Raw genomic sequence first — 15,851 nt, 5'->3', positions numbered from 1 at the left:
TATTTTGAAAAAGAAATGAATTCAATCTTTTCATAGCATCGCTACCCAAAAATTGAACGCCACATTTAAATTTAAGGCATCAAAAAACCGAAACAACTTATACTTTTAATAGCTCCTAATCCATTTTATTTTTTGAAAAAAATAGCCATTCTTATTCTCGTTCTTTTAAATATTGGTTGCGATCAAATCAGTAAAAAAATGGTGCGTAATTCTGTAGACCAGAATGAATATATTCGTTTAATTCAAGATAATTTTATTCTTACGAACGTAGAAAATACTGGAGCCATGCTAGGTTTTGGTCAAAGCTTCCCTCCTATTTTAAAAATTATTTTACTTCAAGTTTTACCTGTCCTTGTGTTAGGAATTATACTAATAAATATTTTAAGAAAAACACATTTAAACAAGTGGTTGATCCTTGCTTTTTCTTTTGTAATTGGTGGTGGAATTGGTAATTTAATGGATCGGATTGCTTTTGGTAGTGTCACCGATTTTTTCATCTTAAAATTAGGCATCTTTAAAACTGGAATATTTAATATGGCCGATGTATCGGTCACTATAGGAGTTATTCTTATATTTATTTTAAGCATACGTCATAAAAACCTTGAATTTTAGTGGATAACAAAATACTTTCAACAGCCAAAAACCTTCTAGTCCTCTATGAGGACAATCATTTAATCGCCATAAACAAACGCCCAGGCGATATTGTTCAAGGCGATAAAACTGGTGATGCCCCTTTGAGCGATGTTGTAAAGGAGTACATCAAAATAAAATATAATAAACCAGGTAATGTGTATTTAGGTGTTGCTCATCGTCTAGACAGACCCACTTCAGGTATTGTTGTTTTTGCTAAAACATCAAAAGCACTGCCTAGATTAAATAAATTGTTTGCAGAAAAAGACGCAAAAAAAACGTATTGGGCTGTGGTAAAGAATCAGCCGCCTAAGCAAAACGACGTACTTACCCATTGGTTAAAACGCAATACCAAACAGAACAAATCATACGCAAATACCAAAGAAGTTCCTGAAAGCAAAAAGGCCATACTAAGTTATACCGTAGCGAAGAAGCTTGACAACTATTTTCTTTTAGAAATTGACTTGCATACGGGAAGACATCATCAAATTCGGGCACAATTAACCGCTGTTGGCTGTGTAATTAAGGGCGATTTAAAGTATGGTGCAGACCGCAGTAATAAGGACGGGAGCATTCACTTACATGCGCGAAAGCTATCATTTATTCATCCTGTTAAGAAAGAACCTATAACGATACTTGCGGAACCACCTAATGAGGCTATTTGGAATGCTTGTTTGTAATTTTTTGAGAACATACTAGTCCACATCATCACTTCAAACAATTGTTTTAGCTATTACCTATATCCTTTTTTGTCTTTAGATCACTATGACTAAACAGATCGTATTTACAGGACAAAAAAACGTAAGACTATTAATTCACTAAAGTTAACTTTTACACAGCTGCCTTAGCTTTATTTGTGTTTAAAAACCTTGATTAGTGAGACAGTTTCTTCTTCCTAAATTTAAAGCCAATCATTACTAATCCTATAGCTGCTACTGCAATTATTGAACTTATTACAAAATAAGAATAGTCTTCTTTTTTTTCGAAATCAATTTTAGTTTTAAAATTATTTTTACTATTTAAAATAATCTTTTCATTGGTGCCATCATTTTTTCTGAGGTAAAAAATAGTCTGATGGTATTCATTATTTTTAAATGACGTTATTTCTAGTGCAACATTGTTAATTACCGTAGGTATTTCAGAAGTGATAAAAGTTAAATCTGTTTCGTGACTGCCATATCTTATGCCTCCTTTTTTTAACTGAATATCAACATTATTTATAGCAAGCTTAAAATTTTCTTTTATATAACTTACAATTAGTTCTTTAAATTCTTTCTCTGAGACAGTGTTCATAACATCGGTTCCATGAATAGCTACTAAAGCTTTATTTACTGCTGCTTGAGTTAAAAAAACATGTAATACACCACCATCGTTTTTAGTTTCTAGGCGGTACATTGCCGATAAAGGGTTATGCGCTAAGAGAAAAAGAGGGCTGATTAAAAGCAGCAACCCTAACAGTATTTTTTGCATAAGATATTAATTAACTACATAAGCATTTCTGGCGGCTACACCTACTAAACATTTAGGCACATTTGGGGCTGAAGTGGTACTTGCTACATAATGATAGATTCCGTCAGGGTATTCATCTGTAACTGCTTCTATTCCACCACATTCATCTAATCCGTCTGGTTCTGTGGCATAAGCATAAATAGGATACCCATCTTTAGCAAAACCAGAAAGTACTTTATCTGTTGTTTGCGTAATATTTGTACACGCAATCTGATCAATACTATTAGCTTCTAAGACTTGATTTACCACCTCAGGAATCATATGCCAGTGGTAGTAACCAGATGGGTCATTATGACCGCCACAGGGATCGAGTGATGGAATATTTACCACAGTAACCGTTGCTGTACTTCCATTATTGAACATTGCAGGACCGTTAATGGCAGATGGTGGGTTACCATTAATAGGAATACCATCAACAGAAAGACCTACTAATTCTATTTCTTCAATTTCATTTACTTCATCTGCTAATACGGGAGTCACAGGAATTAAAAAAGTAATCTCTAAGCTATCATCATCTTGACCATCTAAACAATAAGAATAGGTGTCCGGGTCATTACTAGTCGATCCACTAAAATCATCAACATGTACTGTACCATCATCATCTACAATATCATAACCGTCATTTTCTATATCGTCTAATAGTGCCTTTTCCCATACTCGCAATCCAGGATTAGTTTCTCCATCATAAAAGCTCATTCCGGCTATATCTTCATCTGTTTCTGGGCAAAAAGGTCCTTTTTCAACATTATCAGGGTTACTTGAAAAAACCAATTGATAACAATCGGCCGTAGTACCATCTTCTAGTTGTGAAGAAACTATATCAAAAGATATTAATGAAGCCGAATTTAATAATGATTCTTGAATAATATATTCCGTTGTATCACTAGTATCAGAATCATCATCAGTAATAGCATCGGTCGTTGAATCTGAAGAATTATCTGTACTACATGAAAAAATAAAACTTGCGCATACTATCGGAATTACAAACATTTTTTTTAACATAATCAACTTGTATTTTTTAGGTGAGCACTCAAAGTTTACCTTTATAAAAATAGACAGACTTAAATTGCTATTCGCTTATTAAGTTGACCAATCAGTGAAACCCTACATCTTTTCAGTGAATCGTCTTTTAAGAGAAGAACTATCTTAGAAAATACAAATCCTTTAATGAAATATGATAAACTAAATATAAGACTGGAGCTAAAGGATTAAATCTAATGTAATTAAAAAATGTTCTTTAAATGAAAGTACTCCTTATTCTAAGGGAATTAACAGAATTATAAAAGAAATAAAAACGGCATAGGTAATTATTTGGAGGGCTAGATTTTAGTTCTTTTTGAAGAACGTATACTTTCAATCACTACAGAACTTAGAATTAAGAAGCCTCCTATCAGTGTATTTGTTTCAGGAAATTCATGGAGTAAAATTGCGCCCATTATAATTCCGTAAATGGGTTGCACACTACTTAATATACTTACTGTTGTAATAGAAAAATTTTTAAAACTATTTAAAAATAGGGTGTGCCCTATAGCGGTAGTCAGCAATGCCAATGCAACGAGTCCCTTCCATTCACCCAGCACAACAGCAAAATCTACCGTAAAATAAAAAGGAGCCAAGAGAACGCCTATTACAATTAATTGGTAACACATTAGCATGGAGCCATTATAGGTCGCAGCTTTAGCTTTTAACAATAAGTTTCTTAAGGAATAAAACAATGCCGACAGCACCCCAATACAAACAGCGAGCGTGTAATCATTGGCCATGTCAAAACTTGGCACTAGAAAATATATTCCAACTAAAACCAATAAAGCTAAAAACAAATGTATTTTTTGAAATTTCGTTTTTAGTAATATAGGTTCTAAAAAAGCCGTTAAAATAGGATATGTAAATAAGGAAATCATACCGATGGCAACATTAGACAAACGAAGCGCATAGAAGTAAGTAATCCAATGTAAGCCAAATAATAATCCGCTTGTTAACACAGGGAATAGATGTTTTTTATCTATTCGTAAGGATATTTTCTTCCATTTACAATATACCAATAATAAAAGTACCGCTATAACTGCCCTAATCCCTATAGTAACCGGTACTGGCAAATCTACATACCTTCCTAAAGTACCTGAAGTACTAACAAAGAGCATTGCCAGGTTGATTTCTAATAAGTGACTAAGATGATTTGAATTCTTCAAAAGAAATATGCTATCTAATTAAGGTCGCTGCCTTTTCTTTTATAATTTGTGCTACTGGTTTATTTTCTAAATGACTTTCTAACCAAGACAGTATATCTAAATATAAAAAAGCTCTTTTTTCATAGGGATGATCTTCATACTTCTTAAGCGAATCGTATAATTTCTGAAATTCATTGCGTAATTCATTCGGATAAATATCGCCTAAACCACGTAAAAATTTGATCATCTCTTTTTGAACGGCATGTAAATCGTTCATTTTTAATAAAAACTTGTAGGTACTTTTAAGTTGTACTTCTAAATGATAATCCATTCCTGCTTCATAATGTGCCACCAAACTTAAAACCCGTGCAAAGCACATTAAGTCCTCCCGCATTTTAAGATTTTTATTGTTTATGATTTTCTTTAAATAAGAAATACAGGTTTTGTTATCTCCCATTCCAAAATACAAACAAGCAATCTTGTAATAGAATAACATAATATGATGCATATCAATACGATCTTTATGTTTGATTATACCATATTCAATAATTTTTACTAGATACACGCCTTTATCAAAAGTACCTTCTAAGAAATGTAAGTTTAATTTATTACTATTAATGTATAAAAAAGCCAATGAAGTTACATTATCATTATGAGGAAAATCTTTTTCATTTATTGTAACCTCTAATTTCTCTAAGACCTCTTTAAACTGGGAACTATACCGCACATAGAAAAGTGATTCTAATAAATAATTACTCCCTTTTAAATAAAACACAGGATTTAAATAAATCATCTCCTTATGTTCGTAAAATAAGTCGGACCATTTACTGGAATATTTATAGCATGATAAAAAATCTTGTATTAAAAAACTATACCATAAATGTGCTTTATATAACCATAATTTTTCCCTGAAACCTAATGCATCAATTTTATATTTTGGCAAATGACTTTGAAAATAATTCTTTACAAATTGATAATCTTCATCACTACGTACATAGCCCATTTTAAGCATTTGCCCATATAATTGTAAGGATAAATTAGAAAGCTTACTGGTCATTACATTTTGAGCAGAAAGTTCTTTAGCTTGTATCGCTAGTTCATCTGCACGATCTGGAATACTTCGTGTAATGTATTGAGTTTCTATAATTTTTTCTAGCTCAACAATTTCATAAGCTATATTTTTTTCTTCATTATCAATAGCCGTAGTCTTCGCTTTATCTAATATTTTAAGGCTCTGTTTGTACAAGCCCTTCTGATAAAGAATAGTAGCAAAATCTAATTGTTCACGGATATGAACACGAATGTTTTGATTGACAGGATTTAGACGAAGGCTAATTAAAATTTGCTTATACAAATGTGCTTTTAAATTAGAAAGCTGCGCCTTTTTTACAATTCCTGTTTCTAATATAACTTTTTCATCATATTCCCTTACCTTATCTAACAAATTAAATAATGCTAAAAATTTCGCATCGGTATTTACCCCCAATCGACCTACATATAATTTAAACTGTCGCTTTTCTGACTTAGAAAGTGATTTTATAAGAACAAATAAAGAATCTTTATTGGCATTTGTCATCGTAAAAAATATTATTTAACTACCTGATTACCCAATACTTGAGTATCGTAAAAACTATCTAAACGTTGTAAATGAATTTTTACTACAGATATAATTAATAAGAGTACATCTATATTCGTATAGACTAGTAAAACTACGCAAATATAATGAGCAAAGATATAGTACAAATATTTGATACAACACTAAGAGACGGAGAACAAGTTCCTGGATGTAAATTAGACACCACACAAAAATTGGTGATAGCTGAACGTTTGGAGCTTCTTGGCGTAGATGTTATTGAAGCAGGCTTTCCTGTTTCTAGTCCCGGTGATTTTAAATCAGTTCAAGAAATCGCAAAACTTGTTAAAAATGCAACAGTTTGCGGATTAACAAGGGCTGTAAAAAAAGATATAGAAGTTGCTGCTGAAGCATTAAAATTTGCAAAACATCCAAGAATACATACTGGAATAGGTACCTCTGCATCTCATATAAAATTTAAATTCAATTCTAATAAAGAGGCTATTATAGAACGTGCAATTGAAGCCGTTTCATACGCTAAATCTTTTGTAGAAGATGTAGAATTTTATGCTGAAGATGCTGGTAGAACAGATAACGAATTCCTAGCTCGAGTCTGTGAAGCAGTCATTAAGGCAGGTGCTACCGTGGTTAATATCCCAGATACTACAGGCTATTGTTTGCCTGATGAATATGGAGCAAAAATAAAGTATTTGTATGAAAATGTAAATGGTATTGATAGGGCTATAATTTCTTGCCACTGCCATAATGATTTAGGCTTAGCGACTGCTAATTCTATTGCAGGAGTAATAAATGGTGCACGCCAAATAGAGTGCACTATAAATGGAATTGGAGAGCGTGCTGGTAATACAGCATTAGAAGAAGTTGTCATGATTTTAAGACAACACCCAACTTTAGGCTTAGACACCAATATTAACAGTAAATTATTAAATGACACAAGCCGTATGGTTTCTCAGAAAATGGGAATGATTGTGCAACCTAATAAAGCAATTGTTGGTGCTAATGCATTTGCTCATAGTTCTGGAATACACCAAGACGGAGTTATCAAAAATAGAGAAACTTACGAAATCATAGACCCTTTAGATGTTGGCGTTGATGAATCATCAATTGTATTAACTGCAAGAAGTGGTAGAGCAGCCTTAGCGTATAGAGCTAAAATTGTTGGTTATGAACTAACGAAAACACAGTTAGACGTAGTCTATCAAGAGTTTTTAGTTTATGCCGATAAGAAAAAAGAAATAGTTGATGAAGATATTCATCAAATTATTGAAACAAGTAATATTAATATTGAAAGCGTTGCCTAATGAATATTAATATTGCACTTTTACCTGGAGATGGTATCGGACCAGAAGTAATCGCTCAAGCTGTAAAATGCTTGCAAGCGGTTGAAGAAACATTTGGCCATCAATTTACATTTACTACCGAGCTTATTGGGGGAGCTGCAATACTTGAAACAAAAAAAGCACTCCCTGAAAATACTATAAAACTATGTCTAAATTCTGATGCCGTTCTTTTTGGCGCCATTGGATTACCAGAATACGACAATAACCCTGATGCTAAAATAAGACCAGAAAATGGACTTTTTGAATTACGTAAAGCATTGGGTGTATTTACTAATATTAGACCCGTGGCGGTATTTCCTACGCTATTAAAAAAATCTCCTTTAAAAGAAGAGGTTTTAAAGGGAACGAACTTTGTAATTTACCGTGAATTAACTGGTGGAATTTACAGTGGAGCGCATTCATTAAGTGAAGATGGAGCAACGGCTACTGACATTGCTTCCTATACTGAAAGTCAGATTAGTAGAATTACTCATTTGGCATTTAAAGCAGCAAAAAAGAGAAGTAAAAAGATTACATTAATAGACAAGTCTAATGTTTTAGAGACTTCTAGACTTTGGCGTAGAGTAGTAAAACGCATTAGTGAGAGCTACCCTGAAGTAGAATTAGAGTGTATTTATTTACACAATGCCATTATGCAAATGATACTAAACCCAAGCAGGTTTGATGTTATTTTAGCACCTAACCTTTTTGGAGATATTATTTCTGATCAAGCCAGTGTTATTGGTGGTTCTATTGGACTACTACCTTCTGCATCAATAGGAGATGGTATTGCTATGTTTGAGCCTATTCATGGCTCTTATCCGCAAGCAGCTGGCAAAGATATTGCCAACCCAATTGCAGCCATACTTTCTGCAGCAATGTTACTTCAACATTTTGGATTAGAAGAAGAATCTAGAGCGGTTGTATCTGCCGTAAACAAATCATTAAAGAAAAAAATAGTCACTCCCGATATAAATTCTAAAAGCAAACATGGCACCAATGATGTTGGCGATTTTATTGCGAATAATATTGTTGACACTGATGACAGTCTTACTATGAATTATGAGAATATTGGATTGGGTAAATCCACTATTATTTAAATTATACCCAGAATTAGTCCGTTAAAAGCCTTTCAATATTTGAGAGGCTTTTTCGATTTTATTCATTAGACAAATTTGTTACCAAAGTTTTAAACTCTTTTTTAAATTCAGTAAATTTCTCTCCTGTAGCAGGACCATTAAATCCCGTTTTTATTTTACACACTACACCTTGTTTATCTATAAATAGTGTAGTGGGGTATGATAGTACATGGCTCAACATTGGTAGTTTCTTCTGCGCCTCCTCCTTATCTGCAGTTCCATATTGTGCCAAAAGAACGGGGTAAGTAACTCCTACTCGCGCTATTAAACGGTTAATGGCTTTAAAAGCATCTTCCTCTGTTTTCGCATATTCAAAAGATAACGCAACAACTTCTAACTCTAAGTCTTTATTATTCTCTATAAAGTCTACTAAAAATTTGGTTTCATCTAAACAATTAGGACACCATGTCCCCATTATTTGTACCACAACAGCTTTATTGTTGAACTTCTCATCAGATAATGAAACGATATTTCCGTTTTCATCCGGAAAAGAAAAATCGAACTTAGTATACCCCTCTTTTAAATACGTAAGAGAATCTTCATCAGGCAATTCAAACACTTCATTTCTAATTGCGGTGAATGGCTCCTTAAAATGGTTTCCAGAATAGAAGGTTCCATTTAGCGAACTATCACTTACTTTAGCATTAAACAAGAAGGCATGTGCTCCATCAAAAGCGGACAGCTTTAATGAATCTCCATCTAATACTCCCTCTAAATACCTATAATCACCCGTAGTGGTTCTAAAAGTACCGTGAACACTATTGTTATTTTGAACAAAGATGCCCTTCCCTATATAAGCCTCTTCTGTATTGGGGCTAAATATTGTTTCCCAGATTCCAGAAACAGAAGTCTCAGCATCACTTTTAAGCTCAAATCTATTGGTTTTTCCATAGGTAGCCGTAAAAGGCACTACTCTATCTAAACTCTCTTGAATAAAATCTCCTTTAATGGTCGTTTCATCAAAAGTACCTTTTAAATACCCTTCAAAAACAGGAAATTTAATACTGATGGTATCCCCTACAATACTAATTTCATTGGTATGAATTACTTCATCCCCATTATAAACATCTGCAGAATACGTAGAATTCGCTTCTTTATTTAAACTCAAATTAAAAGGTAATTGTTGATGATCCATAACTTGTAATTCTACCACCCACATCCCCTCTTTTGGCATCTCTTGATGCTCTTTCTTTTCTTTACATGAAAAAAACAAAACAAAAAATACCACAACAAATCCCAACTTCCTCATAATTCCTTCTTTTTCCGAAGCCGAATTAACAATTAATTTGTTACAATTAAAAATAAAAATCAATTCAATTAAATAGCTATTGAATGTCTTGACACATTGTTTTATATTTGTTGGCTGTTAGCTGCAAATTATTATAAACTAATAATAGCAAGGTTTACAAGAACAAAATCAGAAACCAAAACTAATTATCCGATGAGGATACTTGAATAGAGGCGTATGGTTCTAAAAATTAGAACACTACACTATATTTAAAACTCGGAATTGAAAATATTATTAAATGAAAATATCTTACAACTGGCTAAAACAATTTTTACAGATTAGCTGGGAAGCTGAGCAAACTGCGGAATTATTAACAGATCTTGGCTTAGAGGTAGAAGGAATTGAAGCATTTGAATCGACAAAGGGAGGCTTAAAAGGCATCGTTGTAGGTCATGTTTTGTCTTGCGAGAAACATTCAAACGCTGATAAACTAAAAATAACCACGGTTGATATTGGGACAGGAAACCCAATTCAAATAGTATGTGGTGCTGCTAATGTTGCGCAAGGACAAAAAGTACCTGTTGCAACTATTGGTACAAAACTCTACACGAAAGAAGGTGAAGAGTGGATTATTAAAAAAGGTAAAATTCGAGGTGAAGAAAGCCACGGAATGATTTGCGCTGAAGATGAAATTGGTGTTGGGGAAAGTCACGATGGTATTATGGTACTGAGTGATGATCTAAAACCAGGAACACCTTGTGCTGCTATTTTTGAAGTAGAAAATGACACCATATTTGAAATTGGCTTAACGCCCAACAGAGCAGATGCTATGAGTCATTTAGGTGTCGCTAGAGATCTAAAAGCGGGTCTAAAACAAAAAGATCTTCAATTAGAACTCATTACACCTTCTGTAAGTAATTTTCATATTACCAATAGATCTTTAAAAATTGATGTTTCCGTTGATGATAATAAACTTGCGCCAAGATATGCTGGTGTAACGATAAACAATCTTACGGTTCAAGAATCTCCAAACTGGTTAAAGAATAGATTAAAGGCAATTGGTTTAAGCCCTATTAACAATATCGTAGATGTTACTAATTACGTACTTCATGAATTAGGACAGCCTTTACATGCATTTGATGCTAATAAAATAAAGGATAATAAAATTAATGTAAAAACTTTAGCTACTGGTACTAAATTTAAAACTTTAGATGGGGTAGAAATAGAATTACATGAGGATGATTTAATGATTTGCGATGCAGAAAAACCACTTTGCATAGCTGGTGTATATGGAGGATTAAATTCAGGGGTTACAAATGATACTACCTCAATTTTTCTAGAAAGCGCCTATTTTGACCCTATTTCTGTACGTAAAACATCAAAAAGACATGGTTTCAACACCGATGCATCGTTCCGTTTTGAAAGAGGTATTGATATTAATAGTGTTGAATATTGTTTAAAAAGAGCTGCAATATTAATTCAACAAATTGCCGGTGGTGATATCACCTCTGATATTATTGACTTATACCCAAACAAACAGAATGATTACCAAGTTTTCTTGACGTATAAAAAAATCAATCGCTTAATAGGACAAGAAATCCCTCAGGATATTATAAAATCTATATTAGCTTCTTTAGACATCAAGTTAAATAATGTTACGGAAACAGGATTAGGTTTAACTATTCCATTCTATAGAGTTGATGTTCGCAGGGAGGTAGATGTTATTGAAGAAATTTTAAGAGTCTACGGGTATAATAATATCAATTTCAAAGAAAAACTAAACGCTTCGATAGCTACGACAAGTCCTTTTGAAGATTACAAAATTCAATCTATTATAGGCGACTTTTTAGCAGCGAAGGGGTTTAATGAAATAATGACCAACAGCCTAACTTCTCCTATTTATAATAAAGAGGTTGAAAAGTTAAACGAAGAACATACTGTTAACATTATAAATCCCTTAAGTAATGATCTCTCTATTATGAGAAGAACGTTATTGTTTTCAGGATTGGAAGCTATATTATACAACAGCAATAGAAAAAGACAAAATTTAAAGTTCTTTGAATTTGGAAAAAGCTACCATAACTATAATGGGAAGCAGCAAGAAAATAAACATTTAGTTCTTTTCCTAACAGGCAACAAAAATGAAGACTCATGGATTGCACCAGCAGCCAAGACAAGTTTCTTTACCTTAAAATCAAATGTGGAAAGTATCTTAGAGCGTCTAGGTTTAAAAAATCTATCTACTGTGATTTCTAAAAGCGAAGAATTTTCTGAAGCAATAGCCATAAAATCTGGTAAAATAGACGTTGTAAATTTAGGAACGGTTCAGAAATCAATTCTAAAGAGTTTTGATTTAAAGAATGAAATACTTTATGCTGATTTTAAATGGGATGAAATTTTAACTCTTATTCGCGATCAAAAGATAGCGTATCAAGAAATTTCAAAATTCCCAGAAGTGAAAAGAGATTTTGCATTGCTTATTGACAATGAAGTTTATTTTAAAGACATTCATAACATTGCCTTTGAAACTGAAAAAACCTTATTAAAAGAAGTAAGTCTTTTTGATGTGTACACAGGATCTAAATTACCAAAAGGTAAAAAGTCTTATGCCGTAAGCTTCACGCTTAAATCTGAGAAAGCAACCTTGACAGATAAACAGATCGAAAAGATTATGTCAAAATTCAAACATAATTTTGAATCTAAACTTGGTGCTGAATTGCGCTAAGATGCTTATAAAGTGGTACTGCAAGTAAAGCTTATACTTAAGCTTTACTTGCAAGATGACTTACACTATCTATTACATGGATAACACCATTACATTGATTTGCATCGGCTTTAGTAATCACAGATTGATTTCCAAATTTATCCGTCAATATAATATCAATACCCTTCATTGTTGCCGTAAGCGTATCTCCTGTAAGCGTAGTAAAACGAGCGCTCCCTTCTCCACTACAAAGTGCCTTTAATATTTTTGAAGCCGAAAGTTTGCCTGCAATAATATGGTACCCTAAAATCGATTGAATTTCTTTCTTATTCTTCGTACGAACTAAATCTACAATTCTAGCTTTAGTTGAAGAATCAAAATTAATATCACTAGGCGCAAAAACAGTAAATTGAGCTTCACCATCCAATAAAGCATCTAATTCTGATACATGTACTGCTGCAATAAGAAGTTCGTGATTTCCGGAGTTTTCGGCATTCTTTAAAATAGATTTTTCAGGATCCATTTTAATATTGCCATTTTTTTTCTGCGCATTAACACTAAGCATAGTAAGCGTTAACAGCACTAAAAGAGGGGATTTTAGTAGCTTCATAATTCAAAGTAGGTATTAAAACTTAATCAATTTAAAAAAATTTGGGATGGTATTTCATCGTTGAAATACCAAATAATAATGACAAGATACACCTATTATTGGGTAGTTCATGGGCAATAAGATGCATTTCATAGAAATTAACATTTATTTAACATGTGTTTAGTGAAAATCCTCAATATATCTAATCCAACAATTTTGTAAATTTGATATGATCTCAAAAAATATTCAGATGCTATTGAAAAAGATAAACCTTGAAGATCAACTCAAAAAAGAGAAAGTGAAGCATTCAAGCTCCTCTAATACTTTGATTGATCAATTTTACCACATTCTAGAAGAAGAGCATAAAACAAGCACTAGAATCAGAGAGAAAACCATTAAAAAAAATCAGGGAAATTACAATCACTTTATTATTGATCTTTTAGAAACGGATAAAATATATCATATTGATCAAATAAAAAAAATATGTATTGACTACAGACTTCGCTTTTTAGATAGTTCCTATTTCAAAGGAGAAATCCCTAAAGAAGCCTTTTTAAAAATAAATAAACTAGAGCAAGAGCATAAGACCACGCTTAAAAATTTTAAAATAATTGCACCGTCTAAATTATTTAAATTGGAAGATAAGGACGACCCTTTATTATTTGCTTCTATAGGTAATAACTATTATTATTTAATACACCAATGGGGCAATGATATGAGTGCCTATAGAAAATTACTAATGCTCCCTTTTAAGAATATCATCAATTTACTGCTGGTCATTATGGCACTAAGTTATTGCATGACCTTATTGGTACCTTCTGGACTTTTTTCTAAATCTGCATCTAATGCTCAATTTTGGATCCTTTGTTTTTTTATGTTCAAAACAATTATGGCTATTACTATCTTTTATGGTTTTTCAAAGGGGAAAAACTTTACACCTGCTATTTGGAATAGTAAATTTATATAATAACAAAAACAGCGGCTCTAGGCCGCTGTTTTTTATTTGATATTTGAAGTCTTTAAATAAGATCACTTAATTGTGCTACCGCAGGAAAACGTTCTGTTGTAAAACCCTCCGCATACTCTACTCCTATTAACCTTCCTAAATCTCTAGCTCTGTAATTTACGCTGTCCGTAAAATTCTTACTACTTATTGGTGTCTCTGGTTCATTACTTTTTGGATCGTAGAACTGAGAACCATACGCAAAAATTGCTTCCGTCTTCTTCTCTATAAACCCAGAAACATCTACTAAAAGATCTGGATTTAAATTTTTCCATTGAATGTAATGGTACACTATTTTTGGTCGCCATGCATCTTGCCAAACGTCATCACCATCAAACTTTGTATCAATTTTAATCAATCCGCTCAAAAAACAAGCATCACTAACCAATTTACTGCCTTTACCATGATCTATATGACGATCATCGATAGCATTACAAAGCACTATTTCTGGTCGGTATTTCCGTATCATTTTTATTACCGCTAATTGATGCTCTCTATCGTTGGTAAAAAATCCATCTGCAAATTCTAAATTCTCACGAACCGTTACCCCTAAAATTTTAGCAGCAGCATTTGCTTCTTTGTCTCTAATTTCTGCACTACCACGAGTTCCTAACTCGCCCCTAGTTAAATCTACAATTCCAACTTTCTTACCATTGGAAATTTCTTTAGCAATTGTTGCTCCTGCACCTAACTCTACATCATCAGGGTGTGCACCAAAAGCCAATATATCTAATTTCATACTTCTCATTTATGATTCATTTGTCGCACAACACGACCAATTACTTACTTAGCAACAGCAATTGCTTGTTCAATATCTTCAATTAAATCTTCAATATCTTCAATACCTAATGAAAACCGAATTAAACCATCTGCTATTCCTTGGTTTTCTCTTTCTTCCGGACTCAATAAACCATGAGATGTTTTTGAAGGTGATAGCATGGTGCTTTCTACTCCCGCTAAGCTCATAGATGATTTAATAAGCTTTAATGCTTGCTGAAAGGTATATGAATCTATTGCTTCATTAAGTTCAAAAGAAAGCATCCCACCAAAGCCACGCATTTGAGATTTTGCCAATTCATGGTCTGGGTGGCTGGGTAATCCTGGATAATAAACCGCTTGAATATTTTTATTTTGATATAAAAATTCCGCCATTTTCTGAGCATTTTCATTCTGTGCTCGCACACGTATGCCCATTGTTTTAATACTTCGTTCTAACAACCAAACCGTATAATCACTTAAACTACCTCCAAAATTTTTCGCTAAATGAAATATACGTTCCATATATTCTTTCGTAGAGGCCACTGCCCCTGCTAATATGTCTGAATGCCCACCCATGTACTTAGTGGCACTATGAATCACGACATCTATTCCAAAATCTATTGGGTTTTGATTCACGGGACTCGCAAATGTATTGTCGATCATAGAAACCAAACCATTTTTTTTAGCAATTTCGCTAATCGCCTTTAAATCGGTGATGGTTAAGAGTGGGTTTGATGGAGTTTCTATATAAATAACCTTTGTATTTTCCTTTATTTTAGCCGTAAAATCTTCTGGTTTTAAACCGTCTGTAAAGGAATAAGAGATTCCGAACTTCTCAAACTCTTCTGTAACCAGATTATACGTTCCGCCATACAGTGTTTTTTGAAGAACAACATGATCACCTGCTCTTAGAAAAGCCAATAAAGCCGTACTTACGGCAGCCATACCACTACCAAATATCATGGCAGCTTCGGCGTGTTCTAAAGCCGCTACTTTTTCTGATAGCGCTACCTGATTTGGAGTATTAAAATAACGTGGGTACCTTTTTACTTCAACATCATCAAAGGCATAAGAAGTACTCATATACAGTGGAGAAACAGCTCCTTTATATTTTTCGTCTTTTAATTCTCCGAAATGTGTACAAATGGTATTGAATCCTGCTTTTTTATTTTCCATAATTCCTGTAGTATCGTATGTTAATTAGTTGGC

14 protein-coding genes are annotated in these 15,851 nt (G+C 33.1%); 6 read left to right on the top strand and 8 right to left on the bottom strand.

The genetic code is table 11. The annotated features are described in order from the left end of the window. Nucleotides 1-132: 132 nt before the first annotated feature. Entirely contained in the window at nucleotides 133-612 is a 480-nt protein-coding gene (gene lspA / locus GQR94_RS17435; protein ID WP_158977538.1) for a signal peptidase II, read from the top strand. Further along, the gene (locus GQR94_RS17430) at nucleotides 612-1,310 is read left to right on the top strand and encodes an RluA family pseudouridine synthase (protein WP_158977535.1); all 699 of its coding nucleotides are present in this window, start codon (nucleotides 612-614) and stop codon (nucleotides 1,308-1,310) included. Before lspA ends, GQR94_RS17430 begins: the two co-directional genes overlap by 1 nt. A gap of 193 nt (nucleotides 1,311-1,503) precedes the next feature. On the opposite strand, the gene GQR94_RS17425 is transcribed toward GQR94_RS17430, so the two are convergent. The 4 genes from GQR94_RS17425 to GQR94_RS17410 all read right to left on the bottom strand — a co-directional run bounded on the left by GQR94_RS17425 (nucleotide 1,504) and on the right by GQR94_RS17410 (nucleotide 5,883). After that, entirely contained in the window at nucleotides 1,504-2,100 is a 597-nt protein-coding gene (locus GQR94_RS17425; RefSeq protein WP_158977533.1) for a hypothetical protein, read from the bottom strand. A 6-nt stretch (nucleotides 2,101-2,106) separates the two neighbouring features. After that, entirely contained in the window at nucleotides 2,107-3,141 is a 1,035-nt protein-coding gene (locus GQR94_RS17420) for a YHYH protein (RefSeq protein ID WP_199271488.1), read from the bottom strand. A gap of 317 nt (nucleotides 3,142-3,458) precedes the next feature. After that, entirely contained in the window at nucleotides 3,459-4,280 is an 822-nt protein-coding gene (locus GQR94_RS17415) for a DMT family transporter (RefSeq protein ID WP_158977530.1), read from the bottom strand. 58 nt (nucleotides 4,281-4,338) lie between these two features. Next, the gene (locus tag GQR94_RS17410) at nucleotides 4,339-5,883 is read right to left on the bottom strand and encodes a hypothetical protein (RefSeq protein ID WP_158977527.1); all 1,545 of its coding nucleotides are present in this window, start codon (nucleotides 5,881-5,883) and stop codon (nucleotides 4,339-4,341) included. 146 nt (nucleotides 5,884-6,029) lie between these two features. Here GQR94_RS17410 and GQR94_RS17405 point away from each other — a divergent pair, with 146 nt between their 5' ends. Both GQR94_RS17405 and leuB read left to right on the top strand, forming a co-directional pair. Then, nucleotides 6,030-7,202 (top strand): 2-isopropylmalate synthase, encoded by a 1,173-nt coding sequence (locus GQR94_RS17405; RefSeq protein ID WP_158977524.1) that lies wholly within the window; start codon nucleotides 6,030-6,032, stop codon nucleotides 7,200-7,202. Continuing rightward, on the top strand, nucleotides 7,202-8,320 hold the full coding sequence (gene leuB, locus GQR94_RS17400) for a 3-isopropylmalate dehydrogenase (protein WP_158977521.1): 1,119 nt from the start codon (nucleotides 7,202-7,204) through the stop codon (nucleotides 8,318-8,320). Before GQR94_RS17405 ends, leuB begins: the two co-directional genes overlap by 1 nt. 58 nt (nucleotides 8,321-8,378) lie before the next feature. Here leuB and GQR94_RS17395 read toward each other — a convergent pair whose 3' ends face one another. After that, entirely contained in the window at nucleotides 8,379-9,608 is a 1,230-nt protein-coding gene (locus GQR94_RS17395; protein WP_158977519.1) for a peroxiredoxin, read from the bottom strand. 277 nt (nucleotides 9,609-9,885) lie between these two features. Here GQR94_RS17395 and pheT point away from each other — a divergent pair, with 277 nt between their 5' ends. Continuing rightward, nucleotides 9,886-12,312, top strand: coding sequence for a phenylalanine--tRNA ligase subunit beta (gene pheT / locus GQR94_RS17390; protein ID WP_158977516.1), 2,427 nt, complete (start codon nucleotides 9,886-9,888; stop codon nucleotides 12,310-12,312). A gap of 37 nt (nucleotides 12,313-12,349) precedes the next feature. Here pheT and GQR94_RS17385 read toward each other — a convergent pair whose 3' ends face one another. Then, nucleotides 12,350-12,901, bottom strand: coding sequence for a fasciclin domain-containing protein (locus GQR94_RS17385; RefSeq protein ID WP_233268412.1), 552 nt, complete (start codon nucleotides 12,899-12,901; stop codon nucleotides 12,350-12,352). 229 nt (nucleotides 12,902-13,130) lie between these two features. Between GQR94_RS17385 and GQR94_RS17380 the strand changes: the two genes are divergently transcribed. Beyond that, on the top strand, nucleotides 13,131-13,847 hold the full coding sequence (locus tag GQR94_RS17380; protein WP_158977513.1) for a hypothetical protein: 717 nt from the start codon (nucleotides 13,131-13,133) through the stop codon (nucleotides 13,845-13,847). Between the two features lie 52 nt (nucleotides 13,848-13,899). Here the strand turns inward: GQR94_RS17380 and bshB1 are convergent, their stop codons facing one another. Both bshB1 and GQR94_RS17370 read right to left on the bottom strand, forming a co-directional pair. Continuing rightward, entirely contained in the window at nucleotides 13,900-14,622 is a 723-nt protein-coding gene (gene bshB1, locus GQR94_RS17375) for a bacillithiol biosynthesis deacetylase BshB1 (RefSeq protein WP_158977510.1), read from the bottom strand. A 44-nt stretch (nucleotides 14,623-14,666) separates the two neighbouring features. Further along, nucleotides 14,667-15,818: a PLP-dependent aspartate aminotransferase family protein gene (locus GQR94_RS17370; RefSeq protein ID WP_158977507.1), complete on the bottom strand. Its 1,152-nt coding sequence runs from the start codon at nucleotides 15,816-15,818 to the stop codon at nucleotides 14,667-14,669. Nucleotides 15,819-15,851: the final 33 nt, after the last annotated feature.

Source organism: Cellulophaga sp. L1A9 (assembly GCF_009797025.1).
Classification (GTDB): Bacteria; Bacteroidota; Bacteroidia; order Flavobacteriales; family Flavobacteriaceae; genus Cellulophaga.
Note: the sequence above shows the minus strand (reverse complement) of the source record. Positions and strands in the feature narration are given on the sequence as shown.